The following is a 26,261-nucleotide window of genomic DNA, read 5'->3' as shown; positions in this document are numbered from 1 at the left end:
TGCTAAAACCATGATGAACCGACGAGAATTTTTAAGAGATACGCCCCTGCTGATGGGCCTGGTAATGGGCGCCATAGAGGGTGCCGCGGCTGCCCCGGCAAAAGTAATTATACTGCGCTCTTCCTGGCAGACGGTCAACATTGGCGACATCGGGCATACTCCGGGCGTGTTGACGCTTTTGGAAAAACACATGCCACAGGCGGAAGTACGGCTGTGGCCTTCGGATGTGGGCGACGGCGTGGAGGAAATGCTGGCGAAAAGATTTCCAAAGGTTAAGATTATCAAAACCGACGAAGAAAAGCAGAAAGCATTAAAGGAAGGCGACTTTATGCTGCACGGCTCGGGGCCGTCGCTGGTGGCGAAAAAAGATATGGACCTATGGCGCAAACAGACCGGCAAACCGTACGGCATTTACGGCATTACCTTTCCCGGCGGCTATGTATTTCAGGAGCAGGCGGCGAAGTTTGACCCGCTCGACATGGAGATCATGAACCAGGCCAGGTTCTGCTATTTCCGTGACTCGGTTTCCTACGAATTTGCCAGGTCTAATGGTCTGACCTGCAAAGAAACCGGCTTTTCGCCCGATGGGGCATTTGCGGTAGACCTGAGAAATGACGCGCCCGCGATTGCATTTTTGAAAGAACACAACCTGAAAGACGGTGAGTTTGTGTGCGTGATCCCGCAATACCGTTTTACGCCCTGGTGGGAGCTGAAAAGCAAAAACCGTGCGGTAGATAAAGCGAAGGAGGCGTATAATGACAAAATGAAGGAGCAGGACAACAAGCCGATCCGCGAGGCGATTATTGCCGTGGTGAGGCAGACCAACAAAAAAGTCCTGATCGTGCCTGAAAACGAAACGCAGGTGCGGATCGGAAAAGAAATGCTCTACGACCCGCTGCCCGACGATGTAAAGGAAAAAGTGGTGTGGCGCAGCACCTACTGGCTTACCGATGAAGCGATCAGTACCTATGTTCGCTCGGCGGGGCTGTTTGGCATTGAAATGCATTCGCCGATTATGTGCGTTGCCAATGGTATTCCCGCGATTGTATGCCGGTTTAAGGAGCAAACCAGCAAGGGTTTTATGTGGAAAGATGTAGGCCTGGGCGAATGGCTTTTTGATCTCGACACACCCGAAGATATAGCCCGCATTACGCCTGCCGTGCTCGATATGATCCAGAACCCGGCGAAGTCGCAGGCGAAGGTGAAGAAGGCGATGAAGCTTGTCGACGGTATTTTCAAAAAGACAATGGGAGTTTTGAAAAAAGAAGTGTATGTCTGAAACTATGGATAAAATTATTTGTCAAAAAAATTTATAATGATGATACAAACCAACCGCCGGAATTTCCTGCGCACTTCCTCACTCGCAATCGCTGCACTGATCAGTCAGAACCTTTCGGCCCAGCCGGCCAGGAAAAAAGTAGTGATCCTTCGCTCTTCCTGGCAGACTGTCAATATTGGCGACATCGGCCACACACCTGGCGTACTCACCATTCTGGAAAAACACCTTCCCGACGTGGAAATAAGGCTGTGGCCGAGCAGCATTGGGAATGGCGTAAAAGAAATCCTCGAACAGCGTTTTCCGAAAGTCAGGATCGTGAATACGCCGGAGTTGATCAAACAGGCATTTGCGGAAGGCGATTTTCTGCTGCACGGATCAGGGCCGTTCCTGGTGGCGCGCGCCGATGTGAAAAAATGGCGGGAGGAAACCGGCAAACCATATGGTATATACGGCATCACTTTTCCTGGTTTCTACGGTGCACCGACCGAGGCGCAGGTTGCGTCGCTCAAAACGGACACCGAACTGCTGAGCAATGCTGCGTTTACGTTTTTCAGGGATTCGCCTTCGCTGGATTATGCGAAAGCAAACGGCGTGAAATGTCCGGTTATGGAGTTTGGCCCCGATGGGGCCTTTGCGGTAGACCTTCGCAATGATAAACTGGCCGATGAATTTTTGAAACAAAACAGGCTGGAAGCCGGCAAATTCCTGTGCGTGATCCCGCGCCAAAGGTATACGCCCTATTGGGAAGTCAAATCGAGAAACACGCCTTTCGACGCATTTAAAGACGGCAAAAACAAGGAAATGCAGGAACACGATAATGCGCCGCTGCGGCAGGCGATCATCGCAGTACTGGATAAAACGGACCTGAAAATACTGATCTGTCCGGAAGACGAAACGCACGTAAAACTGGGGAAGGAAGCTATTCTTGATAAATTACCCGGGCAATACCGCAGCCGCGTGGTGTGGCGCGACCGCTACTGGCTCACCGACGAAGCCCTCAGCACTTACCTGAAATCCGCCGGGTTGTTCGGGCTCGAAATGCATTCACCGATCATGTGCATTGGTCACGGTATTCCCGCGATCGTTTGCCGCTTTACCGAGCAAACCACCAAGGGTTTTATGTGGCGCGACATTGGTCTCAACGACTGGCTTTTTGACATGGATAAATCCGAGGAAGTCGCCCGCATTGTGCCGACAGTACTTGCGATGGCACAAAACCCGGCCCAGGCCAGGCAGAAAGCATCGAACGCAAAAAAGGTTGTCGAGGCCCGTCAGAAAGCGACGATGGAAATTTTGGGAAAGGCGTTGAAATGAGGTTGGCACCAGCGTTAGAGGAAACAGTTTTTATCTGAAATCAGTTATTCTGATATTGGTTTGTTAACGCAAAATGTCAGGGTCTTCTGCACGGGTAAAGCAGACGTAACTTCACAGAATCATGAATCGCACTATATTTCCTCTTTCTCTGAAAATCACCCTGGCAACTGCACTACTGATCCTCAACACATTAGGTTCAGCATTCGCGCAATGCACAAAAACAATCCAGGATTCGCAGGACCAGCACATTTTCACTGGTGACGAAATTCAATATCTCGAAGACACCGCCGGCAACTTCACGCTTGCAGACATTCTGTCGCCCGAAATGAATGCCCGTTTTCGGAATAATCCGGCGAATACGCCGCAGAACTATAATCTGAAATCGGCTTACTGGTTCAGGATCAAAATCCAACACAATCCGGGCAGCGATAAAAACTGGATACTGGAATTTTTCGATCAGACCATCGACGATATCACTGCGTACTTACCTGATGGAAAAGGTGGCTACGAAATGCGGCAAATGGGCGATCAGTTACCATTCAGGAACCGGGAATACTCGCACAAAAACTTCGAACTGAACATTCCCAACGATGCTGCATTTGTCGGCACCTATTATTTCCGCGTAAAATCACACCAGACCGCCGACGCGATTATTGTGCTGCGTTCTGTGAGCCGGTTTATAAAATACGCGCTCGACGAGTATTTTATTTTCGGCATATTCTATGGTATGGTGCTGGTATTCAGCTTCTATAACCTGATGATGTACCTGGCAATACGTCAGGTGCAGTACCTGTATTATGTATTGTATAACCTCTGCGTCGGGCTTTTTGAAATGTGTATCGATGGCGTGGCTTACCAATATCTGTGGCCGGAAGCGCCCGAATGGAACCAGTATGCCTACGGAGTCGCGCTTTACGGGGTCAGCATTTTTGCATTACAATTCACACGTACGCTCCTTTATACGCGAAGAAAAGCACCTGTCCTTGACCGCATTATCGTCTGGATTATGGCGCTGCGGACTGTCTTTTTTGTAGTCTGTCTTTTCTTCAATACCGACTGGTTCAGTTACAAATTTGTGGAGCTCGTGCCGCTGCTGGTGGCTTTTTACACGGGGATTTACATTTACAGAAAAGGGTATCGCCCGGCCAGATTTTTCGTTCTGGGGTACACATTTCTTTCCATCGGATTCTTGCACAAGCTGTTACTGATGCTTCACGTCGAAGGTTTGAATTTCGGGGTAATCACCTATTATAGCCTGAGTATCTGCTTCGTACTCGAAATGATCTTCCTCTCTTTCGCGATCGGGGACAAGGTCCGGATTTTGAAAACCAAAAAGGATAAGGCGCAAAAGCAGATCATTCATCAAATGCGCCTGAACGAAAAACTGAAAGACTCGCTGAATGTAAGACTGGAAGCGGAAGTCAAGGAACGGACCAAGGAAGTGTTGGAAAAATCAGCCATCATCCAGGCGCAGATTCAGGAGCTGACGGACGTGAATGCACTTTTGCAGCAACAGAAAGAAGAGATCCTGCAAATGAACCAGCTGCTCGAAAAAGATAACGAGGTGCTGCATACCAGCGTTGTGAAAGTCACGCAGGCAAGGGTCATGTCTGCGGAAGTTGATTTTGAGGAATTCAGCAAGATTTACCCGGATAATGAAAGCTGTTTCAAATTCCTCGCCCTTATGAAATGGAATGCCGGCGCAAACAACGATCACTATGAATGCCGCAAATGTGGACATGACCATTATTTCCACGGACATTCGCCTCACAGTCGCCGCTGCGCGAAATGTGATTATGACGAATCGGTGATCTCGCATACGATTTTCCAGAATACCCGCATTCCGATCAACAAGGCCTTCTACATGGTCTTTTTGCTGTATACGACCAAAGGCAAAATTTCTTCCCACAAGCTGTCGGAAATCCTCTCCATCCGGCAAGGCACCTGCTGGGCTTATGCGAGCAGGATCAAAAAAGTAATGCAGGACCGCCGCAAAGAGATTGCTGCTTCGAGGACCGGGGAAGGCTGGAGCCTGCTGGTACTGGACCACTCCCTCGAACCCGTCTGACGTTTTTCACTTTTTTTTCACTAATAGTCTACGGTCGGCAGGCGTATCAGCACTTGTCTGTCTGTGATTTTGAAATGGCTTGATACTAGCTGTAAATCAGGTATATCAGCAGTGATAATGCGCGGTACCAAACCGTATCAATTTTAATATAACTATCTATTTTTCAGGATATTATAATATTTTAATGCTATTGACTTTCTGAAAACATAGCTACATTTGCTGCATAGAATTGTCCAATAAATTATCCGATTAGTTACCATAAAATTCATTAACAATCTATGGGAAAGAGAATTACGTTGTTCATAGCCATCGTTTTAACTTCGATAACACTTGCAACCGCGCAGGAGATCGTCGTGAAAGGCGTGATCAGGGATCAGCAAAATCAGTCGCTACCGGGAGCCAGTGTCCTGGTGAAGGGAACGCAAACCGGGACCGTTACCGACGTCGACGGAAACTACTCTATTCCGGTGCCCGGCGGCGACGCGGTACTGGTAGTTTCGTTTATTGGTTACGAAACCAAGGAAGTCGCGGTAGGCAATCAGACGCAAATAGATGTGATACTCGGCGGCGATCAGAAAACTTTGAATGAAATCGTCGTGATCGGTTACGGTACCCAGAAGCGCGGCGACGTAACCACTTCGATCGCATCCGTGGATACCAAAGACATCGAAGAACGTCCTATTTTGCAGGCTGCGCAGGCATTGCAGGGAAAAGCGGCGGGTGTGCAGGTTACGCAGCCTTCGGGCAAGCCCGGCAGCGCATTATCCATTCGTGTACGCGGAGCGACTTCCGTGCAAGCTGGTAACGAGCCGCTTTACGTGATCGACGGTGTGCCTACGATGGACACGCGCGACCTGAATGTGAACGATATTGAAAGCATACAGGTATTGAAAGACGCCTCATCCGCAGCAATTTATGGCGCGAGGGCTTCCAACGGGGTTGTAATAGTAACGACCAAAAGAGGGAAGGCCAACCAGTCACAGATCAACTTCTCGGCCTACTATGGTATTTCCAATATCGCTAAAAAAATCAACGTACTGAACCCGCAGCAATATGCGGATCTGATGAACGAAATGGGCCACAATGTGACCGTAGGCAGGGAAACGACCGACTGGAACAAGGAAGTTTTCACCACCGGCTCCAATCAGAACTACCAGCTCTCATTTTCAGGCGGAAATGATAAGAACAGATATTTCGTCTCCGGTGCAATTACGCAGGACAAAGGTATTATCAAGCCCGCCGCCTACCGCCGGTATTCATTCCGCATGAACCTTGATAACCAGATCAAAAGCTGGTTCAAACTCACCACCAACATCAGCTATTCCAATGCGAAGATCCGCGACGTGAAGGATAACAACAATGCGGGACGTAATGCGGTGGTACTCGGCGCATTGGGCGCGCCGCCGACGATGGGGATATACTCGCAAGATTCAATCCGGGGCACCATTTTCTCGACAAACCCGTTGAAAGCAGGCTGGGACAATCCGCTGGCGGCGATGTTCGGGCCGGATCAGTCACAAAGGGACAATCGTATTTTCGGTAATGTATCAGGTGATTTTACGCTGGCAAAAGGGCTGGTATACCGTTCCAATTTCGGGATCGATTACATGAACCATTCCAACGATTACTACCTCGATCCTTACCGCACTACGGAAGGCTGGGGCGCGAATGGCAGTACGCACGGCCTGGGCAACGCAACCCGCTCCAAATCACTTACTTACCTGTGGGAAAACACGGTGAACTACGAGAAAAAGGTCGATAAGCACGAATTTTCGGCACTGGCGGGTACCACGATCCAGAGCAACAACTGGAACAATGCCTATATCGCCGGTCGCGACTTTCCCGCCGATGGCGTCGTGAAAACGATCAATGCAGCCAATGAGATTACCAATGCATACACCGAGCAATCGGAGTGGTTTCTGAACTCGTATCTGGGACGGTTGATGTACAATTTTGACAGCAAATACCTGATTACCGCCAACTTCCGTGCGGACGGTTCCTCGAAACTGGCGAAAGGAAATCAATGGGGCTTTTTCCCGTCGGTATCCGCCGGCTGGCGTATCTCTGCCGAGCCTTTTATGCAGGACGTCAAATTTATCAGCGACCTGAAATTGCGCGGGGGCTGGGGACAGAACGGTAACCAGGAAGGTCTGGCGAACTATGCTTCTTACGGACTTAACAGCTATACCCGCCGCGAGCCGACAACGCCGCCATCAGGCCCTGCCGTGACGCCGCCTGTTTATGCGCCAAACCCGGATTTGCGCTGGGAAACAACCACGCAAACCAACATCGGGATTGATTTGAGCATGCTGCAGGGCAGGTTGACATTGACTGCGGATGCGTATCTGAAAAAAACCAACGACCTGCTCCTGAATGTACCGCTGCCGAATACCAGCGGCTATAATTATATGCCGAGAAATTCAGGCAAACTGGAAAACAAGGGTCTGGAATTTGTACTGTCGAGCGTGAATTTTGACAAAAGCGATTTCCAGTGGAATACGGACTTCAATATTGCATTTAACCGCAATAAAATCACCGAGTTGCAGCTGAGCGAAATCTATCGCTATGCCGACGTGGAAGGTCGCAGCGACCAGATCATTATTTTGCAGGAAGGTGTTTCGCTCGGCACATTCTACGGCTACATCGCGGACGGTGTGAACCCGGAGACCGGGGACATGATTTATCGCGACGTCAACGGGGACGGAAGCTTCTCCCCTTCCGACCGCACGATCATCGGCTCAGCGCAGCCTAAATTCACTTACGGAATGAATAACAGCCTGACTTACAAAAGCTTCGGCCTGTCGTTTCTTTTCCAGGGCTCGCAGGGGAATAAGGCCTTCAATGCATCCAGACTGGAAACAGAAGGAATGTACGACAGCAAAAACCAGTCAACCGAAGTGCTGGGCCGCTGGACAAAGCCGGGTGACATTACCGACATCCCGAGAGCAACCGACGGGAATGTCAATAACTCGCTGATCTCGTCACGCTTTATCGAAGACGCCTCGTTTTTGCGCCTGAAAAGTGCCACGATCTCTTACAATCTGAGCAGAAATGTAGCTGAAAAGATTAAGCTGGGCCGGGCATCGATTTACCTGACTGCGCAAAACCTTTTCACGCTAACCAAATATAAAGGCTTTGATCCTGAGGTGAATGCATTTACAGGCAGCGGTGCTACACTGGGTATCGATTATGGTACTTATCCCGTGTCCCGCGCGTTTGTAGCTGGTTTGAATGTTACTTTTTAATGGAAGAAATGATGAAAAAGATCAATTATATAACATGGGCACTGGCAGCTTCGGTACTTTTCTCCTGCCAGGATCAACTTAATTTACAGCCTGTTTCCCAGACCGTTGTGGGCGAAGGCGGTGCTGGAACAGCCGGTTCAGCCATCAAGGATGCGGCCAGTGCCGAGGCTGCATTGGCAGGTACCTACGCGATTTTCAAAAATGGTTCTGCCGAGTATTATGTGATGGATTATTTTATCCTCGGCGACGGTCAGTCGGACAACGCTTACGCCGGTGCCGATAATGCGGCCTGGTTTGAGGTAGATGAATTCCGCATTCTTTCCACGAATGCCGTAGCTGCGCGGGACTGGTCGTATTTATACAATCACATCGCCAGCGCCAACTCGGTCATTGCCAATGTTCCGAAAGTGACACATGCTTCCCTATCAGCCGATCGTAAGGCGCAGATGGTGGGAGAGGCGAAATTTATCCGCGCGCGTGCCTATTTTGACCTGGTCCGTATTTACGGCGATGTTCCTTTGGTGGTAGATGAATTGCCCACGATCACTTCCGACAATGTTGAGGAGATTTACGGCCAGCTGTACCCAGCGAGAAATACCGCGGAAGAAGTGTATGCGCAGATTATCAAAGACCTGGAAGAAGCCGCGCCTGCGGTGCCGAAAACAGGCCCGAATAAGAATACGGTCACGCCGGGGGCAGTGCATACATTGCTTTCGAAAGTGTACGCCACCCGCAAAGACTGGGCGAAGGTGAAGGAAAATGCCGACAAGGTGATCGCATTGGGGTATACCTTAATGCCCAACTTCGAAGACCTGTGGGACGGAAAGCATGAAAACAGCGCGGAAGCGATCTTTGAGCTGAACTTTCAGGATTGGGCAACAGGTGGAAACTGGGGCTCCTCGATGTTCTACGGTACCGACTGGAAAAAATTCAACACGCCATCCAATGATCTTATTAAAGCATTTGACGACGAAAAAGATGCAGTGCGCAAGGCCTCGACGATTTTCACGGCTAACGTAACCGGCAAATGGTCAGACAAATACTGGTCGTTGAATACCTTTCCGTTTGCCTACAAAATGCGCAATACTGACGCTTCGCAAAACATCATTATGTACCGTTTGGCAGATGTATTGCTGCTGAAAGCAGAGGCGGCGAACGAAACCGGCGACCTGACGACCGCCCGAACTTTGGTAAACCAGATCAGGACCCGGGCCAAACTGCCTGCGACTACCGCGGCTGACCAGGCAGCGATGCGACTGGCGATTGAAAAAGAACGTCGTCTGGAACTGGCATTCGAAGGCCAGCGCTGGTACGATCTGACCCGCACCGCCCGCGTGGTACCGGTGATGGAAGCTGTCAAAGACGGTGCAGGCAAAAGCTTGAACTATAAACTGACCGACACCAGATTGTTCTGGCCGGTCCCGCAGGGCGAAATAGATAAAAATGCCAATTTGAAACAGAATAACGGTTATTAAGAAATCCATGTCAAGTCATGCCGCAGAATGGGCATTGTCAAAATGTCTCTTCCGGCGTGACTTTTATTTTACATCAACTCATGAAAAACGTTCTGATTGCGACGGTAGCGGGCCTGGGCATTGCATTGAGCAGCTGTTCGGCAAAGGCACCGGTGAATGAAGATCCCAAACCACAGGATACCCTCACTGCCAATAAAGTGGCGGTGTGGGTTACAAACGGGTCACAAAGCAAATTACTGAAAAGTGACAACCCGCTTGCGATCGTAAAAGCCGGCTCCGTCTCTCCGTCCGAAAACCTGATCAACATTGATTTCAATACGAAATTGCAGGAAATGGAAGGTTTCGGCGGCGCGATGACGGGTTCTTCTGCTTATCTGATCAATCAAAAACTGAATGCAACCCAACGTGCGGATCTGCTGAAAGATCTTTTCGACCCGCAGGCCGGAATTGGCATGAGCTACATCCGCGTGACAATGGGCGCGTCGGACTTTTCGCTGGAAGATTTTACTTACAATGATCTGCCTGCAGGACAAACCGACGCTTCTTTGGCCAAATTCTCCATTGCGAAAGACCAAACGGATCTGATTCCGGTATTGAAATCGGTGGTCGCATTGCAGCCTTCGATCAAAATCATGGCCACGCCCTGGTCGGCGCCGGCGTGGATGAAAAACAATGGAAAACTGGCGGGCGGAAGTTTGAAACCGGAATGGTATGGCGCCTACGCCAATTATTTTGTGAAATATCTGGATGCTTACAAAAGCGCAGGTATTACGATAGACGCGCTTTCCGTGCAGAACGAACCGCTGCATGAAGCTGCATATCCCTCCATGGGAATGGATTCGGCAGCGCAATTGGTTTTTATCAAAAATCACCTGGGCCCGCTTTTTCAATCCAGATCCATTCAAACAAAAGTCCTGCTTTACGATCACAACTGGGACCGGCCGGGTTACCCGGTTTCAATCCTGAAAGATCCGCAGGCAAATCAGTTCGTAGCGGGTTCGGCATTTCATGCTTATGGCGGAAGTGTGTCCGCGATGAGCCAGGTACACGATCAGTTTCCGGATAAGGAATTGTATTTCACCGAAATATCAGGCGGGCGCTGGGCGACCAATTTCTCCGACAATTTGAAATGGAATATGTCCAATATCTTCATCGGCACCGCCAACAACTGGTCGAAGAATGCATTGCTTTGGAACATTGCCCTGGATGAAAACGACGGCCCGAAAAACAAAGGCTGTGATAACTGCCGCGGCGTGGTGACCATTCATGCCGACGGTAGCATTACTAAAAACGTTGAATACTACACCATCGCCCACATGTCGAAATTCGTGCGCCCCGGCGCATTCCGCGTGCAGTCCGGCAAACTAAGTGCTGCCAGCGGCCTTGAACACGTTGCATTCGTGAATCCCGACGACTCCAATGTGCTGGTGATTTTGAACCAGAGCGGGGATAACAAAAAGTTTACAGTGGCGATGAACGGAAATCAGTTCAGCTATACAATCGACCCGAATGCAGTAGCGACGCTGGTTTGGAAGTAAGCTTGTAGCAAAAACTAGGTAATACGCAGTCAGTTCAAGCGTCACTTCTGAGCCAGACCTCACGATACTGCTCGGGGTGGCGCCTGAACTGTGCGTTCACATAAGGGCAAAGCGGCAGGATCATCAGGCTATTCTCTTTTGCGTAGCTGACGAGCCGGTCGAGCAATAATTTCGCAAAGCCCCTGCCTTCGAATTCCGGATATACCTCAGTGTGATAAACCGTTAATTTTTCGTTTCTGACGGATACTGCCATCTCTCCCACTTTAATGTCGTCGGAGAACAAAAGGATCTCGCCAAAGCCATTATCTCTCAAAATTACTTTCGTATTTTCCATTACCATCATTCCTGCTTATCTGAAACATGTCCCTCAATACGCAATACGCCGGAAGGGCATTTGCGGGATCAAATGCAAAGTTCATCAGCTCTGAAAAAGTGAGAGATGATATATGTCTAGAAAAGCAATAGACATTTGTCTACTTTTTCACAGGCAGGTATCGGCCTGAACTACTTGCGCAGCAGCTGCCGCTTGACGCGGCTGAGCGTATCCTTAGTGATCCCCAGGTAGGAAGCGATGACATGCTGGGGAAAACGTTCAATCAGCTCTGGGTAAGTTGCAAACAGATCCGCATAGCGTTTTTCGGCGGTAAAGCTGATGGAAGAAGTAATTCGTCTCTGATTGGCAATGTTGTTCCTGTTGTCCATTTCTCTCGTCATCTCACAGTAAGCAGGCACCTTCCTGATCAGTTCATCCGTCGCCGCCTTATTGATGAGCAGCATTTCTGTATTCTCCCAGGCATCGATATGATACGCACTCGGCGTGTTCATCAGGAAACTTTCGCGGTCGCCCATCCACCAGTTTTCAATACCCAGCCGGGCAACATGCTCAGTACCTTTATCATCGACCATATATTGTCTCATCGCGCCATGAGTGATAAACGCGAAGTTTTTACATACATCTCCGGCCTGTAAAAAGTACTGTCTTTTCCTGAGCTTGAAAGGCGTTAAGGCCTGCCTGATCAGGTTCATTTCATCCTCGGAGAGAGGTTCGGAACTGTATCTTTTTAAATAGTCAAAAAAAGCATCGTACATACAACATATATTAAGTCCTGCTTTGCCTCTGCCAGTTTGGAAAACAGGTTCCCAAGCGTTATTAATGGATTACGACAAATATAAGGCATATTGCCCTTTGTGGCTTCGGGTACGTCAGCATAGACATTTGTCTACCTCATTTATCGACTTATATCATCTTTTACTCCCGCCCGATGCTGCAATTTTGCTTTTGTCAATCTAAGAAAACAAATAAGGTAAACAGGATAAGATGGAAATAGGCGTAGATAGTTTTGCTTCGGCCATGTTCGGGAGCAAGGAGCTTGGGAGTCAGGACGCGATGGAGCAACTGCTGGACAGAATTGTCGCAGCGGATCAGGCAGGGCTTGATATTTTCGGGATCGGCGAACACCACAAAAAAGAATTTCTGGACTCTGCTCCGGCAGTAATATTGGCAGCAGCTGCAGCACGGACCAAAAACATCCGGTTAACAAGTGCGGTCACCGTCCTGAGTACCTCTGACCCTGTTCGCGTATTTCAAAATTTTGCGACCATGGATATTATTTCAAAAGGACGTGCAGAAATGATCGTTGGCCGGGGTTCTTCGATAGAAGCGTTCCCATTGTTCGGGTATAATCTGAACGACTATGACGCTTTATTTAATGAGAAACTAAAACTGCTGCTGCAAATCCGTGATCAGGAATTTGTTACGTGGTCGGGAAAGTTCAGACCGGAACTGAAAGATCAGCCGGTATATCCCCGTCCCGTTCAGGAGAAGTTACCGGTCTGGCTCGGTGTCGGCGGAACGCCGCAATCATTTGTACGTGCGGGTTCGCTGGGGCTTCCGTTAATGGTCGCGGTCATAGGCGGTGAGACTGAGCGCTTTCGGCCGCTGATCGATCTTTACAGGAAGTCAGGACATGAAGCGGGGTACAGCCCGGCACAGCTTCAGGTTGGACTGCATTCGCCCGGTTATGTCGGTGTGAACGATGAGGCAGCGATCGCAGATTATTACCCGGGCTACCAAGAATCCTGGACCAAAATAGGCCGCGAACGCGGCTGGCCACCTGTTACGAAAGGTCAGTTTGACCAGTTGGTATCAGAGAAAGGCGTCCTGGTAGTCGGTGGGCCGGAAACCGTTGCCGAAAAACTGCTACGCCACAGCGAAGCACTTGGCGGGATAGACCGTTTTATGTTCCAGATGGATATAGCAGGCCTTACACACCAGCAATTAATGACGTCAATTGAGCTGATCGGCAATAAAGTAATCCCGCTATTGAGGCAACATAAAACAGTGCATTCGCGCTGATCACTTTGAACATTGATCCTTACACAACTTCAAAATATTCCGCAGGCAAAACACAAAATGAAAAAGAAAAGCAGTTTTTCGACACAGGGTCAGAGAGCGGATATCGGCGACCTGATCATTTATCGCATGCTACCGAACAGATATGCTGATGCGGTCGGCCCGTTTGTTTTTTTAGATCATGTCGCTCCGGCAGTCCAAACAAAGGTTAATAAGGAAGGTACAGGCGCGCACCCGCACCGGGGAATCGCTACTTTAACTTATGTACTACATGGAGAGGACGAACACTTTGACAGTGCGGGGAACTATGCAAAGGTACATTCCGGCGGGGTGCAATGGATGAATGCCGGAAATGGGATCATTCACGACGAAACGCTGAACCATGATTCGGTAACAGACTCCCGGCTGGTGCACGCTTTTCAGTTCTGGGTCAATTTGCCGTCCACAGTAAAAGCTGAAAAACCGGCGTATTTAGCCATAGAAGGCAATGAAGTGCCTTATAAAGATTTACCGGACAGACGCGGTTGGATCAAGGTGATCGCGGGTTCATTTGAAGAGCTTTCCTCTGCGGTACCGACCTATTCAGAACAGTTTCTCTATCATATTCATTTGGAGCCAGGTGTCAGTTTTGTAATCGACTTTGCAGGTAAACTGGAAGTAGCGGCTTTCCTGCCGGTCCTGCCTGCTTCCATCAACGACGAGCATTTCAATGCCGGAGATTTTATAGAATTTGGCCGGGAGGATGGAAGTCTGGAACTGCGGAATGACAATACGGAAGGATGTGACTTTTTAGTGTTTGGCGGAGAACCCTATACGGAGCCGATCGTGGCAGAAGGACCATTTGTCATGAACGCCGAATTAGAGATCGCCCATGCTTACCGGGATTTTTACAACGGCAAATATGGTAAAATCGATTATGAAAAGCAGAGGGCCGGGAAGTAATGCTTTTCTCCTGGGACAATCCATAATAAATCTGACAAAGTCAAACCACACCTGTGAGTTTTGAATAGCTCATGTAATGAAGCTGAATTGTTCAAAACCTCGAAAATTGACTAATATTGAGGTTATGATGAAAAGCATGACCAGCAGGAGCGACTCACAGATGATGGAATTGATATTGAATGTTGCGTCCGGAGACAGTCGTATTCTGGCTGTATTGCAGGACGGGTCAAGATCCAATCCGAATGTAACTGCCGATATTTTCCAGGACTTCGATATTATCTATGTGGTGGAAGATCCGGAGCCTTTTTTGCGGGATTATAGCTGGGTGGATGTTTTTGGTGAAAGGATGATCATGCAGTTACCGGAAGATATGGAACTGTATCCCCCGTCTCCCGAACTTGCGGGAGCTTTCTCCTACCTGATGTTATTTACAGATGGGAACCGGATTGACCTGGTGATGGTGCCACTGCAAAGCCTCCATCATTTCACTGCCGATAGCCTCTGCAAGGTGTTGTTAGACAAGAGCGGAATTTTTAACGCCAGCCCGCTGCCTTCGGCAAGCGATGCCAGTTATCAGGTCCATAAACCGTCGGCCCGCTCGTTTACCGATTGCTGTAATGAATTCTGGTTCACGAGCGGCAGTATGGGCAAGGCGCTCTGGCGTGGCGAGGTGATTTACGGTCAGGAATTATTAAACCAGGTGATCCGGGGAGCACTGCTGCAAATGCTGGATTGGCATATTGGATGCCGGCATGGATTTAGGGTAAATCCCGGTAAATCGGGAAAGTTCTATCAACGGTATCTGGAGCCCGAATTGTACGAAAAGTTACTCGCAACCTACCCGTTAGCCAGCTTGCCTCATATTTGGGACGCTACATTTGCTGCTATCGAATTGTTCAGCTACTCTGCAAAGTTTATTGCATCTGAATTGGGCTACGAGTATCCGGCAGATTGGGACGAACATCTCACAGCTCATTTGCAACATGTCCGAAAGCTACCCGCCGATGCTCAAAAGATTTATGGGAATTGAAATGATCTTAATCACTGCTTTTCGGGCAACTCGATCAGGCGGTAACTTGTGCTGCGTCCCCCACTCGACTCTTGCACAAGAACTTGCTGGTCTACAAGTCCCTGGATATCCCTTAGTGCCGTATCATGAGATGTTTTTGTCATTTTGGCCCATTTAGAGGAATTCAGTTTTCCTTCGAAGCCATCCATCAATTTGTTAAGCATTAATCGCTGGCGGTCATTGAGGGTCTTATTATTAAATACAGACCAGTATTCCGCCTTTTGAATGACATTTTCGAGCAAATTTTCGGTCTGGTTCAGCGCCCGACTGAAACACAGCAAAAACCATTTAAGCCAGGCGGTAATGTCGAGTTCGTCACTACGCTGCGTCTTTTCGAGAATTTCATAGTAAGCTTCGCGTTCTATGCGGATCTGAGCGGACATGCTATAAAAACGTTGAGAGCTTTTATCCGAGCGCGCAAGCTGCATGTCTGCGATCGTTCGTGCCAGGCGACCATTACCATCGTCAAACGGGTGTATGGTTACAAACCAGAGGTGAGCGATTCCTGCTTTCAAAACCGGGTCTGCTGCGTCTATTTTATTAAACCAATTGATAAAAAGGTCCATATCGCCGGGAACCTTATCAGCAGCCGGTGCCTCAAAATGTACCTGTTCTCTTCCCATACCTCCGGAAACAACTTGCATTGGCACATCGCGCCAGGCCGCGGTAGTTATTTTTGACATTCCGCTTCGACCGGTCGGGAAAAGCGCTGCATGCCAGCCGAACATCCGGTCGGCAGACAGCGGTGCCTGATAATTCGTTGTTGCGTCCAACATCACATCAACGACGCCTTCCACAGAACGGTCAGCTTTCGAGACCCCACCTGCGTTCATTCCAAGTTTCAAGGCTATTGATGACCTGACTTGATCCGCGTCCAGGAATTCACCTTCAATCTCATTTGACTTCAAAACTTCGGTTGTAAGTGATTCTAAAACCGCTTCCTCTCTCAACGCGACACCGAGGTTTTCCATCTTACCGACAAGCCTTCCCTGCTTGTTACGCACTTCTCCTAGGATGTCCAACAAAGTGTCGGAATTCCATGTAAAGCTTGGCCACTCTCGTCGCTGGTGTATATACATCTTAATCTACGCACGATATGCGTCAAATATAACCAATATTCGCCGCATAATCTGTTATTCGACGCAAATGGTGATGGCAGGCGATTGGCCCTTTAACTAGCCGCCCGCTACTCGATCAGCAACTGGTAGGCTACAAAATGTTTGACCCCAAAACGCTTGTACCATTCCTCAATAGGTACCTGGCTTTGCGCAAGGGCGCAGTACTGAAAATATCCGTCTTTTTCATAGGGTAGCGTGTACACTAAAAACGTAAACTTCTTCCCGACAGGAATCTTCGCTTGCTCGCGCCGGTAAGGCAGAATATCCGTTCGGAAACTGTATTGCCCAGCCTGGCCCGCTTCCGCTTTGAACAGCTTGCGCTGCCCCTTTCTGGGAAACCGGAAAAAGACTTCCAGTGTGGCGACGTCTGCCGCTCGCGCGTAAACATCAAAAGCCATCTTACCGGTAGAATCAAGTTGAAAGAGATCCTTGCGGCTGGTTAGATTCACTTCCGGCTGAGCGACCCCGTTTCGATACTCCTGATAAGTTAACTGAAAAAACTTGCCGCCCAGTCTGGGATCATTCAATTCGAGATGATGTTTTTCAACCCCGATGACGGACATCAGCTCCTGAAGTTCAGTATTCGTTGCACCAAACACTGCTTTTACAACCGTACTATCATTATGCTGAGCGGATACCCAAAAAGGAAGGCTGACGGCCAAGGCCAGAAATAGTTTTCGCGTGATTAAATGAATATGGGGAAAAATTGAAATTGCTGCCCAGAGTTTGAACGCGGCCGGGTTAAACGCCGTCGATAAGTGGGATTGGAGCTTGAATCGTGTTGTCATGTCTTTTTTGACAAACCACGTTTAAAAAAGGCAGATACTGAGTTAACACTCCGTTAAACCAGGTTAATTAAGGTTAACGCGTTCCCGGACCAGCCTGAAATTATTTATCTTCACTTATGAAACAGCCGGTAAACCTGATCCTGACGCTGATGGCACTTTGTATTGCGGGCATCATTGGTTTGCAGTTATTCTGGAATTATCAGAATTATCGGGCAACCGTCCAATCCTTTCAGCACGATATTAATCAAACGCTCACGCAGGCGGTTGATCTCGAAATGGCTCAACGTCGTCAGGGACTGATCAACCAGGTTAAATTGTGGCTAGCGGACACTTCACTAATTCAAATTACCTGTGATATCAATAACCGGGATAGCAGTACGGTCTTCCATATCAATGACCGTCACCCTAAGTTTAAGGGCGGTTCAGGGATGTCATTTGGAATCGGCGATTTCAAGCCCAGGTTGACTCAATTAAGCCCATCGGTAAAACGCATGGTGATTAATCACTTAGCGGACCGGCGGATTAGGAAGGATCTGGAGGGAGGCGTCGTATATTATTATACGCAACGCCTCGGAGATAGTTTAAATCTGGCTTTTGAGCGAAGTCATATGCGCTTGCACGAATTGGATAGCATTTACGAAAATCTGCTAGCTAATAAAGGGATCGATGCCCGGTATATCTTGACGACCACCCGCCAGGGCGGCACCGGTTATTGGACGCAGCCGGTAGGTACTTCCTTTCGCAAACCTTACGCCAACGAATGGGTGCGTGCCCGTTTCGACCCGCCATCGCATTACTTTTTCAAAACCATGAAATGGGTTATCCTGGGCACATTCCTGCTCGTTGCCATCAGTTTGTTTTGTTTCAGTTACACCGCAAAGACGTTACTGTCCCAAGACAAATTAGCCCGGCTCAAGGATGATTTTATTAACAACATGAGCCATGAGCTCAATACGCCACTCACCTCGATTAAAATTACGGCCGAAGCTCTGAAAACCTTTAACCACCCGCCGCAGGTTCAAAAAAAATACCTTGATATTATTACGTACCAGACCGATAAATTAACCGGATTGACGGCCCAGATCTTAAATGCCAACCGCAAAATCACCTTAGCCGACGAGCCCTGGCAGGCGGTCAATGTATGCCAGCTTCTGGATCAGGCTATTCGGGAACTTCCGCTTCGGCACAACCTTCCGGAAGCCTGGCTGTCCTATCAGCCCCAAACTAAGCCGGTGCTGGTGAACGCCCGGGCTACCAGCTTATTAGCGGTGTTCACCAATGTGCTGGACAATGCCGTCAAATATGGCTCAGCTCATCCACAGCTCGCTATCAGTCTGATTACCAAAGACCGATGGGTTGAAGTTGGTATTGCCGACAACGGCATTGGCGTACCTGCGGAATTTCGGACCAAAATATTCGAACCCTTCTTTCGGATACCACGGGGGAACGTGCATGATGTGAAAGGTTACGGCCTGGGCCTCAGCTACGTGAAGCAAATTCTTACGCAGCACGGCGGGTCTATCCGGGCGGAAGCCAACGAACCGATTGGCAGTTTGTTTTGGATTCGTATTCCCTTATGCTGATGAAAAAAGCCCATATCCTCCTGGTGGAAGATGAACCCTTTCTGGCCCAGGTTGTTGCCGATAGCCTGGAACAGCGTCAATACCAGGTCACCCATGCCGGGGATGGTCAACAGGCCCTAGACCTGTTTCGAACCCAGCCCTTTTCACTTTGTATTGTCGACGTAATGCTCCCCACCACCGATGGATTTACTTTGGTTGAGAAAATCCGCCTGGTGGATCAGGCCATTCCTATTCTGTATCTGACCGCCCGCACGGCCACCAAAGACCTCATGGAGGGTTATCGCAGTGGGGGGAATGATTATCTGAAAAAACCGTTCAGCCTCGAAGAGTTGTTCCTACGGATCCGGGAGCTGCTGAAACGTTCCGCTCCCTCCGCTTTGCGGCCAGCGGAAACGGTCTCTATTGGCCGCTATGCCTTTTTGGCGCATCAACAGAGCCTTCAATTACCCGATCAGGGGGTTATCCGCCTTTCTCACCGGGAAACCCAACTACTCCAGCTGCTATACGATCATCAAAACCAGATTCTGGAGCGCCGGCACATCTTATTGGGATTGTGGGGAGACGACAGTTATTTCCACGGGCGTACACTGGACGTATTCATTACCAAATTACGAAAGCATCTGAAGGCAGACCCATCGGTTGAAATTCTTACGCTCAGGGGAGTAGGCTATCGGTTGGTTTGTTGATCGGGGCTGGTGGAATAACAGCATTTGCTCCATATGCAAAGATACTGAGCAACTATTCGCTACGAAGACTGCTAACCGGATTCATCAAGGCGGCTTTGATACTTTGAAACGACACAGTGAAAGCGGCGATCGTCATCACCACGAGCGCGGCCAGCGCGAAAACCCACCATTCGATATTGATCTTATAGGCAAAACCTTCAAGCCAATGGCTCATAACAAACCATCCTACCGGGGATGCGATCAGAATAGCGATCATTACCAGTTTCAGAAAATCTTTTGAAAGCAATGACACAACGCCTGCAATGGATGCGCCAAGCACTTTCCGTATTCCGATTTCTTTAACGCGCTGCTCTGCTGAGAACAGGGCAAGTCCCAGCAAGCCCAGACTTGAAATCAGGATAGCAAGCGGTGCCAGCAGGTTTGAAAGTTTGGCAATAACCTGTTCACTGCGATAGAGTTTATCAAACTCCTGATCCAGAAACTGGTAAGTGAATGGATAATTCGGGTTGATTTCTTTGTAAACAGCCCCTATTCCCGCAAGCGCCTCCCTGGTCTTGCCAGGTTTGGTGCGAATGAGAATGACACCGAAATATTCATTTTCCTTTACATCAATGATCAGGGGTTTGATCTTTTCATGCAGGGATTGTGTGTGGTAATCTTTGAGAACACCAATGATATGCCCTTTCTTTTTCCAGGCGGAAACCCATTTACCAATCGGATTTTTGAGGCCCATTTGTCTTACCGCCTCTTCATTGACCAGAAAAGCATCCGTCGAATCAGTGGCCATCGATTTCGAAAAATCCCGCCCTGCTGCAATTTCCAGTTTCATCAGTTTTATAAAATCCATCCCCACCGAAGCCGGGCTGAAATAGACAGCCGAGTTCTTTTCTTTCCCCTCCCAGTCAATCGCTTCGGCCACAGAAAAACCCATATCGTGCGGCGCCTCGGTACTTCGGTCTACCATCGCCACGCCCGGGAGCTCAGACACACGTTCTTTAAAAAGGAGATAATTATTACGGTTGGCTAGTTGTCCCTCCACACGAAGATAAACCAGGTTTTCCCGGTCGAATCCCAGATGTGTATTTTGAACAAAACGGGTTTGCTGGGAAATAACGATCGTGGCAATAAGCAGCACAATGGACATTGCAAACTGAAAGACCGTTAACCCCTGCCTGAACCACAGACCGCTTTTCGTAAAACGAACCACACCTTTCAGTATCCGCATCGGTTTAAGGGAAGACAGATATAATGCAGGGTAGCTCCCTGCTGCAATCCCGGTTACCAGTACCAAGGCGATTAGAAAAATCCAAAACGATGGCTCAGCAACAGGAAAACTGAGTTCTTTACCTGTAAGATTATTAAAAGCAGATAGCAGCAACATTAAAAATGCCAGTGAGACAAGCATGGCCAGGAACGAGAACAGCATTGATTCACCAAAAAACTGAAACACAAGGCTCGTTCTGGATGACCCGACGACCTTTCGCAACCCCACTTCCTTCGCACGTTTTACAGAACGGGCTGTCGACAAATTCATGAAATTAATGCAGGCGATCAGGAGTATAAAAAGGCCCACACCACTAAAAATCCGTAAATATTCAATGCGCCCGCCTTCGGGTTTGCCATTTGCGAAAGAGCCGTAAAGATACTGGTCCGAAAACCGGATCAGCCCCGCCCGCTGCTCCACGCCCGGCCTTTTTTCAATACGCTTGGTGATATAACTATTTAGCTTACTTTCCACTTTTGAAACGTCTGCCCCTTCCGCAAGTTTCAGATAGGAACGGATCTCATTCGATGCGAATTCCAGCTTCGTTTTTTGAGCTTCCCAATTAAAAAGATAATCAAATTTCAGGGAGCTGTGGCGCGGGATATCGTCAAAAACAGCCGTAACTTTAAAATTTATCCGGTTTTCAAAACGCATCGTTTTTCCTATTGCTTTGGCCGGGCTGCCAAAGAACATTTCCGCCATATGCTTTGAAATCGCAACACCGCTGACATCCTTCAGAGCTGTCTCCGCGGTGCCTTCGATGAGCTTGAAACTGAAAATTTTGAAGAAATCCGCCCCTGCCCGCGAGCCTTCCATCTTTATCTTTTTTTCTCCAACCTGAAACGTTTCCGGGTGGCCCCACGGAAGCTCATAACCAGTAGCATAGTATGCCTGATATTCTATTTCGGGAATTGCCTCATTGACATTTTCCAGCGCAAAAGAGGGATAACTTGAGCCTGGCGCTACCAGGAAAGAAGCAGAATAGGATCCATCCACTTTCCCGTTTGCGATAGACGTTTCATACACCGCAAACAGGTCCTTTCCATTGGTGTGAAAATTATCCACCCGCTTTTCGTCCTGAACCCATAGAAAAATAAAGAGACAACATAAAATACCTATGGCGAGCCCGCAGATATTGATGGCCGAGATACCCTTATTTTTAACAAGGTTTCTAAATGCGATTTTGAAATAGTTTTTTATCATGGCAGGACCTAGGAAAAAGGGTGAAGGATATTCATTTTTTTGACGCTCCATAAAGGCCGGCCGCACGTAAGCCATTGCTTCGAGCAGGTAACGTTTTCTGGCACTGGCTTTTCCATGGGCCAGTATGCGACGGGCATACCGTTCATGCAAATCGCCAAGCACTTCTTCACGGAGATGTGGCGCAATCAGCCTGTTAAGGAATGAAGTCAGATAGCGGGGCGGTTCTTCGGATGCTCTGTCCGGGCGCTTGTGTTTCGATTGCATCGGAGAGTTGGTTAACTGATCAGTTCCATTCAAGGCGAATAGCCGGTAAGATCCGGTCCCAGAATCTGTTGCGCACTGCACGCGACTCTTCCAGGATTCGTCCGCCCAATGCTGTTACCGAGTACAGACGCTTACGGCGGCCTCCCCTCTCGGCTGTCGCTTCACCCCAGGCAGACCGCAGATAACCTTTTTGCTCAAGGCGCTGCATGGCTGCGTGCACGGCGCCAGAGGTAACGATATGGCCGGTTTCACGTTCCAGCTCTTCTGCGACGGTTATGGTGTACGCATTGTTGGACAAGGCGGCAACTGCCAACAGCACAATTTCTTCAAACTCTCCCAAATCGCTTCGTCTCATCGATCAGGCGTTTTTTTTAGTTATACATATATGATCCATTTCGGTATAACAAAACATATGCCAATAAAAGAGAATTGGCCTTTCCGGTTCAGAATAGACACGATAAGGTAATCATCGGTCATGCTAATTGTTCAGAACCGGACAACAGGCGTTCGTCTTTGGACAAATTTTTTAAAACGGAATGCAGATACTTAAATGCTTGAAAAGAGGACGAATGATCCCCGCAGTAGCCTGGCCAGCTGTTCCACCGCTTTATCCTTCATCTGACATTTTTGTTTACAATGTCATCAGAAAATGGACAGAAAAACTTTCGTTGTCACTTCATTGATTACAATAAATTTTACAAAACCGTCATTACCTTTCTTTTTTGATGCATTTTGGTTATTTTTTCTTACGTAAAATATTTTTGTTTTGATAAAAAACATATATTTGTTTCGATACCTTTCGATTCAATCATTTCTAGACCACTAACCTTCCATATTTATGGGAAACAAAATGTTTACTGAATGTCATAGTTATTTCCGCAGTGCTTACGGACTGCCGCTGCGGATGCTTTTCGCAACGCTGTTGTTGCTTGTTTGTTGCAGCTCCGGACAGGCGCAGACCGCTGGCCGGGCTAATCAAGTCACTGTAAGCGGGCAGGTTACCGAAAAAGCGACGGGCCAGGCGCTGGTCGGCGTTTCTGTGCGGGTGAAGAATAGCACCGATGGTGTGGTTTCTGATGCGAACGGAAATTACAGGATTCAGGTGCCGGCAAACAGCACATTACTTTTTACGTATATAGGCTATGGTGATGTGGAAGAGGTCGTTGGAAACCGTTCGACGATTTCACCACAACTTGAGAACAGTGACAAGGCATTGAACGAGGTTGTGGTTGTCGGTTACGGTAGCCAGTCGAAGCGGGAAATTACCGGTTCGGTGGTTTCGGTAGGTGCGAAGCAGATCCAGGACCGGCCGGTGGTTTCTTTTGGCGAAGCATTGGCCGGACAGGTAGCCGGGGTGCAGATACAGCAGACTTCGGCGGCTCCGGGAGGTGGTTTGTCCATTAAAATCAGGGGCACAGGATCCATCACAGCAGGTATTCAGCCTTTGTATGTGATCGATGGTGTGCCGCTGGACAACTCAGTAACCAACTCAGCCGCCCAGGGCGGCGACATCGGGAGCCAGTCTCCGGTGAACCCGCTGGCAAGCATTAACCCTGGTGATATTCAGTCGATTGACATACTGAAAGATGCGGCTGCGACTTCCATTTACGGATCGCGCGGATCGAATGGCGTGGTGATCATCACCACCAAGCAAGGCGCGGCGGGTAAGTCTCAGATCAGCATCAATGCAAGCTATGGCTTCCAGAAGATCGCAGATAGAGTGGGCCTGATGACGAACGAAGAATATGCACGCCGCCAGATCGACATACGGAATAACGACTGGGTGCGGGCCGGTGGAAAAGCGACGGACCCCAACTCTGTTCGGAGCGGACCAGGCTTCAAAATCCCTGACGAATTTAAAAATCCATCAGCCTATCCGTATACCGACTGGCAGGAAGAGCTCTATCGCACCGCACCCATGCAAAACTACCAGATTGCGGCTTCGGGCGGGACTGAGAATGCGCGGTATTATGTGTCAGGAAACTATCAGAACCAGGAAGGTATTATCGTCAATTCCGGCTTCAAGAAATATGCTTTCCGCCTGAACGTAGATGCCAAAGTATCCGACAGGATCAGAGTGGGCGCGCGCGTGGCACCGTCTTACACCAACAACCGCATTGCCACATCCGGTGGTATTCAGGACTACGGGGCGGTAGCTGTGACGGTCATGTCGACACCGGGCTTTTATCCTGTAAGGACTCCAGACGGCGCGTATTCAAGATCTTTCACGCTGCATTTCGACGATGGTACCACGCAAAACATTATCTATAACAATGCACTCGCATTCGGCGAGGGTATTCAGAACACCATGAACCAGTTCAGCACGGTCGGAAGTTTGTTTACGACTGTTGACATTTTGAAAAACCTGCAATTCAAAACCAGCATCAATGCGGATGTCAACACTTTCAGCAACAACAAGTTTTCGCCTTCTTACATTAGTGTAAGCCCGTCAAATGGCCGTTCTTTTTCATCCGCGAACATTAGCTGGATCAATGAAAACACGCTGACTTACGACAATTCATTTGCCGAAAAACATCATGTAAATGTGCTGGTGGGAGTAACAGGACAAAAATCGTCCTTCAATTCAAACTCGGTCAACGCCAACTCTTTCCCGAACGACCTGGTACCTACATTGAATGCGGGTATTGTGACAGGTGGAAGTTCGAGCCGCTCGCAATGGACACTCCTGTCCTTCCTGAGCCGCGCGACTTACAATTATGACGAAAAATACTTCCTGACTGCCACTTTCCGCCGCGACGGTTCGTCCCGCTTCGGGGCTGACAACAAATGGGGTAACTTCCCGTCTGTCTCGGCCGGATGGAGAATCGGCCAGGAGAAATTCATGGCTAATGTGCCTGCTATCAGCGAGTTGAAAGTTCGGGCAAGCTATGGTCTGATTGGAAACAACCAGATCCCGGACTATGCTTCTGTGGGCTTGATCAACAGCGCCAATTACATTTTGGGAGCAGGCGACGGCGCGATCATCAACGGTCTGGCGCAGGGCTCGCTGGGTAACTCTATTCTGGGTTGGGAAAAAGCCAAAGAAGTGGATTTCGGTATTGATTTAGGACTTTTCCAAAACCGCCTTTTCCTGAATCTGGACTACTATAACAAACTGACTTCCGACCTGCTCCTCAATGTTCCGGTGCCGCTTTCGACCGGTTTTGAAACAGCGCTGCGTAACCTGGGAAGTCTGCGCAACAAGGGGTTTGAAGTTGCTCTGGAAACCCGAAATTTTACGCGAAAAAATTTCACCTGGTCTACAAACGCCAACATTTCATTTAATACCAACATAGTAGAAACACTGGGAGCCAGCGGCGCGCCGATTATCGTGGCCAACCGTGCACAGGAAAACTCTCTGACCCACATTACGCAGATCGGAAAACCGCTGGGAAGTTATTACGGACTCGTTTTCGACGGCATTTACAACACCCAGGCCGAAATAGACGGTTCTGCGCGCCTACCAAACACATTTCCGGGTGATGTCCGTTTCAAAGACCTGAATGGCGACAAGCTGATTAACGATGCTGACAGAACCATTATCGGAAACAACCTGCCGAAGTTCACCTATGGCATCACGAACAACTTCAATGTTGGCAATTTCGACTTCGGCGTGTCGCTGCAAGGCGTGCAGGATGTGGATGTGATGAACCTGACCAAACGCAGCGTTTACCGTAACAATGCGTCGATCTCAAACAACTACTGGCGCTCACCAGAGGAACCTGGCGATGGCAAAACGTGGGCTGCGAATAATTCGGCCAACAACCGGAACATTTCATCCTACTTCGTGGAAGACGCCTCGTTCCTGCGCATCAGAAACGTCACAATCGGCTATCGTTTTGACAAAATATTTGGCGGAAAAGTCTTTAAAAATGCACGGGCGTACATGAACATTCAGAACCTGCACACCTTCACCAAATACAGCGGCTATAACCCCGAAGTAAACACGACCGAGGGTGACCCGTGGATTTCTTCCGCACTCACGCCGGGTATCGACTATGGTACTTATCCTGTGGCGAGAACGATTGTATTTGGACTCAACCTTGGTTTCTAAGCTAAACCCGGATTAAAC

General features: G+C 48.9%; 18 protein-coding genes. 12 read left to right on the top strand and 6 right to left on the bottom strand.

Features of this window, described 5'->3' with window-relative positions; genetic code table 11:
- Positions 1-10 precede the first annotated feature (10 nt).
- From FXO21_RS19720 to FXO21_RS19695, 6 genes are all read left to right on the top strand, one after another.
- Positions 11-1,279 carry a polysaccharide pyruvyl transferase family protein gene (locus FXO21_RS19720; RefSeq protein WP_149641696.1) on the top strand — a complete coding sequence of 423 codons (1,269 nt, stop codon included), beginning with the start codon at positions 11-13 and terminating at the stop codon, positions 1,277-1,279.
- A gap of 36 nt (positions 1,280-1,315) precedes the next feature.
- The gene (locus FXO21_RS19715) at positions 1,316-2,593 is read left to right on the top strand and encodes a polysaccharide pyruvyl transferase family protein (protein WP_225865763.1); all 1,278 of its coding nucleotides are present in this window, start codon (positions 1,316-1,318) and stop codon (positions 2,591-2,593) included.
- Between the two features lie 121 nt (positions 2,594-2,714).
- Positions 2,715-4,661 (top strand): 7TM diverse intracellular signaling domain-containing protein, encoded by a 1,947-nt coding sequence (locus tag FXO21_RS19710; RefSeq protein WP_149641695.1) that lies wholly within the window; start codon positions 2,715-2,717, stop codon positions 4,659-4,661.
- Positions 4,662-4,939: 278 nt separating this feature from the next.
- Positions 4,940-7,906 (top strand): SusC/RagA family TonB-linked outer membrane protein, encoded by a 2,967-nt coding sequence (locus FXO21_RS19705; RefSeq protein ID WP_225865762.1) that lies wholly within the window; start codon positions 4,940-4,942, stop codon positions 7,904-7,906.
- 8 nt (positions 7,907-7,914) lie between these two features.
- Positions 7,915-9,381 carry a RagB/SusD family nutrient uptake outer membrane protein gene (locus FXO21_RS19700; RefSeq protein ID WP_225865761.1) on the top strand — a complete coding sequence of 489 codons (1,467 nt, stop codon included), beginning with the start codon at positions 7,915-7,917 and terminating at the stop codon, positions 9,379-9,381.
- 80 nt (positions 9,382-9,461) lie between these two features.
- Positions 9,462-10,919, top strand: coding sequence for a glycoside hydrolase family 30 protein (locus FXO21_RS19695; RefSeq protein WP_149641694.1), 1,458 nt, complete (start codon positions 9,462-9,464; stop codon positions 10,917-10,919).
- Positions 10,920-10,953: 34 nt separating this feature from the next.
- Here FXO21_RS19695 and FXO21_RS19690 read toward each other — a convergent pair whose 3' ends face one another.
- Both FXO21_RS19690 and FXO21_RS19685 read right to left on the bottom strand, forming a co-directional pair.
- Entirely contained in the window at positions 10,954-11,253 is a 300-nt protein-coding gene (locus FXO21_RS19690; RefSeq protein ID WP_149641693.1) for a GNAT family N-acetyltransferase, read from the bottom strand.
- 170 nt (positions 11,254-11,423) lie between these two features.
- Positions 11,424-12,008, bottom strand: a complete 585-nt coding sequence (locus tag FXO21_RS19685; RefSeq protein ID WP_149641692.1) for a Crp/Fnr family transcriptional regulator — start codon at positions 12,006-12,008, stop codon at positions 11,424-11,426.
- A gap of 229 nt (positions 12,009-12,237) precedes the next feature.
- On the opposite strand from FXO21_RS19685, the gene FXO21_RS19680 reads away from it, so the two are divergent.
- The 3 genes from FXO21_RS19680 (at position 12,238) to FXO21_RS19670 (ending at position 15,244) form a co-directional block, all read left to right on the top strand.
- Positions 12,238-13,275, top strand: coding sequence for an LLM class flavin-dependent oxidoreductase (locus tag FXO21_RS19680; protein WP_149641691.1), 1,038 nt, complete (start codon positions 12,238-12,240; stop codon positions 13,273-13,275).
- 57 nt (positions 13,276-13,332) lie between these two features.
- Positions 13,333-14,214, top strand: coding sequence for a pirin family protein (locus FXO21_RS19675; RefSeq protein WP_149641690.1), 882 nt, complete (start codon positions 13,333-13,335; stop codon positions 14,212-14,214).
- 124 nt (positions 14,215-14,338) lie between these two features.
- Positions 14,339-15,244 (top strand): aminoglycoside 6-adenylyltransferase, encoded by a 906-nt coding sequence (locus FXO21_RS19670; protein ID WP_149641689.1) that lies wholly within the window; start codon positions 14,339-14,341, stop codon positions 15,242-15,244.
- 11 nt (positions 15,245-15,255) lie between these two features.
- Here FXO21_RS19670 and FXO21_RS19665 read toward each other — a convergent pair whose 3' ends face one another.
- Together FXO21_RS19665 and FXO21_RS19660 are read right to left on the bottom strand one after the other, a co-directional pair.
- Positions 15,256-16,362, bottom strand: coding sequence for a Fic family protein (locus tag FXO21_RS19665; protein WP_149641688.1), 1,107 nt, complete (start codon positions 16,360-16,362; stop codon positions 15,256-15,258).
- A 107-nt stretch (positions 16,363-16,469) separates the two neighbouring features.
- Positions 16,470-17,189, bottom strand: a complete 720-nt coding sequence (locus FXO21_RS19660; protein ID WP_149641687.1) for a hypothetical protein — start codon at positions 17,187-17,189, stop codon at positions 16,470-16,472.
- Between the two features lie 116 nt (positions 17,190-17,305).
- Here FXO21_RS19660 and FXO21_RS19655 point away from each other — a divergent pair, with 116 nt between their 5' ends.
- Complete coding sequence (locus tag FXO21_RS19655) at positions 17,306-18,772, top strand: sensor histidine kinase (RefSeq protein ID WP_149641686.1); 1,467 nt, start codon at positions 17,306-17,308, stop codon at positions 18,770-18,772.
- Positions 18,772-19,458 carry a response regulator transcription factor gene (locus FXO21_RS19650; RefSeq protein WP_149641685.1) on the top strand — a complete coding sequence of 229 codons (687 nt, stop codon included), beginning with the start codon at positions 18,772-18,774 and terminating at the stop codon, positions 19,456-19,458. The genes FXO21_RS19655 and FXO21_RS19650 overlap by 1 nt, the downstream gene beginning before the upstream one ends.
- Before the next feature lie 52 nt (positions 19,459-19,510).
- On the opposite strand, the gene FXO21_RS19645 is transcribed toward FXO21_RS19650, so the two are convergent.
- Both FXO21_RS19645 and FXO21_RS19640 read right to left on the bottom strand, forming a co-directional pair.
- On the bottom strand, positions 19,511-22,189 hold the full coding sequence (locus FXO21_RS19645; RefSeq protein ID WP_225865760.1) for an ABC transporter permease: 2,679 nt from the start codon (positions 22,187-22,189) through the stop codon (positions 19,511-19,513).
- Between the two features lie 19 nt (positions 22,190-22,208).
- On the bottom strand, positions 22,209-22,544 hold the full coding sequence (locus FXO21_RS19640; RefSeq protein ID WP_149641684.1) for a PadR family transcriptional regulator: 336 nt from the start codon (positions 22,542-22,544) through the stop codon (positions 22,209-22,211).
- 483 nt (positions 22,545-23,027) lie between these two features.
- Here FXO21_RS19640 and FXO21_RS19635 point away from each other — a divergent pair, with 483 nt between their 5' ends.
- A complete protein-coding gene (locus tag FXO21_RS19635; protein ID WP_149641683.1) occupies positions 23,028-26,243 on the top strand; it encodes a SusC/RagA family TonB-linked outer membrane protein in 3,216 nt (1,071 codons plus the stop codon).
- The last annotated feature ends 18 nt before the right edge of the window (positions 26,244-26,261 follow it).

It is taken from the genome of Dyadobacter sp. UC 10, assembly GCF_008369915.1.
GTDB lineage: Bacteria > Bacteroidota > Bacteroidia > Cytophagales > Spirosomataceae > Dyadobacter.
This window is presented reverse-complemented; position numbering and strand designations above follow the sequence as displayed.

Excerpts from the sequence above, each read along its gene's own strand:
- FXO21_RS19690 (WP_149641693.1), bottom strand. The coding sequence starts at position 11,253 with ATGGAAAATACGAAAGTAATTTTGAGAGATAATGGCTTTGGCGAGATC.
- FXO21_RS19715 (WP_225865763.1), top strand. The coding sequence starts at position 1,316 with ATGATGATACAAACCAACCGCCGGAATTTCCTGCGCACTTCCTCACTC.
- FXO21_RS19685 (WP_149641692.1), bottom strand. The coding sequence starts at position 12,008 with ATGTACGATGCTTTTTTTGACTATTTAAAAAGATACAGTTCCGAACCT.
- FXO21_RS19670 (WP_149641689.1), top strand. The coding sequence starts at position 14,339 with ATGATGAAAAGCATGACCAGCAGGAGCGACTCACAGATGATGGAATTG.
- FXO21_RS19710 (WP_149641695.1), top strand. The coding sequence starts at position 2,715 with ATGAATCGCACTATATTTCCTCTTTCTCTGAAAATCACCCTGGCAACT.
- FXO21_RS19665 (WP_149641688.1), bottom strand. The coding sequence starts at position 16,362 with ATGTATATACACCAGCGACGAGAGTGGCCAAGCTTTACATGGAATTCC.
- FXO21_RS19645 (WP_225865760.1), bottom strand. The coding sequence starts at position 22,189 with ATGCAATCGAAACACAAGCGCCCGGACAGAGCATCCGAAGAACCGCCC.
- FXO21_RS19705 (WP_225865762.1), top strand. The coding sequence starts at position 4,940 with ATGGGAAAGAGAATTACGTTGTTCATAGCCATCGTTTTAACTTCGATA.
- FXO21_RS19640 (WP_149641684.1), bottom strand. The coding sequence starts at position 22,544 with ATGAGACGAAGCGATTTGGGAGAGTTTGAAGAAATTGTGCTGTTGGCA.
- FXO21_RS19680 (WP_149641691.1), top strand. The coding sequence starts at position 12,238 with ATGGAAATAGGCGTAGATAGTTTTGCTTCGGCCATGTTCGGGAGCAAG.
- FXO21_RS19720 (WP_149641696.1), top strand. The coding sequence starts at position 11 with ATGATGAACCGACGAGAATTTTTAAGAGATACGCCCCTGCTGATGGGC.
- FXO21_RS19635 (WP_149641683.1), top strand. The coding sequence starts at position 23,028 with ATGGGAAACAAAATGTTTACTGAATGTCATAGTTATTTCCGCAGTGCT.
- FXO21_RS19675 (WP_149641690.1), top strand. The coding sequence starts at position 13,333 with ATGAAAAAGAAAAGCAGTTTTTCGACACAGGGTCAGAGAGCGGATATC.
- FXO21_RS19660 (WP_149641687.1), bottom strand. The coding sequence starts at position 17,189 with ATGACAACACGATTCAAGCTCCAATCCCACTTATCGACGGCGTTTAAC.
- FXO21_RS19655 (WP_149641686.1), top strand. The coding sequence starts at position 17,306 with ATGAAACAGCCGGTAAACCTGATCCTGACGCTGATGGCACTTTGTATT.
- FXO21_RS19650 (WP_149641685.1), top strand. The coding sequence starts at position 18,772 with ATGAAAAAAGCCCATATCCTCCTGGTGGAAGATGAACCCTTTCTGGCC.
- FXO21_RS19695 (WP_149641694.1), top strand. The coding sequence starts at position 9,462 with ATGAAAAACGTTCTGATTGCGACGGTAGCGGGCCTGGGCATTGCATTG.
- FXO21_RS19700 (WP_225865761.1), top strand. The coding sequence starts at position 7,915 with ATGATGAAAAAGATCAATTATATAACATGGGCACTGGCAGCTTCGGTA.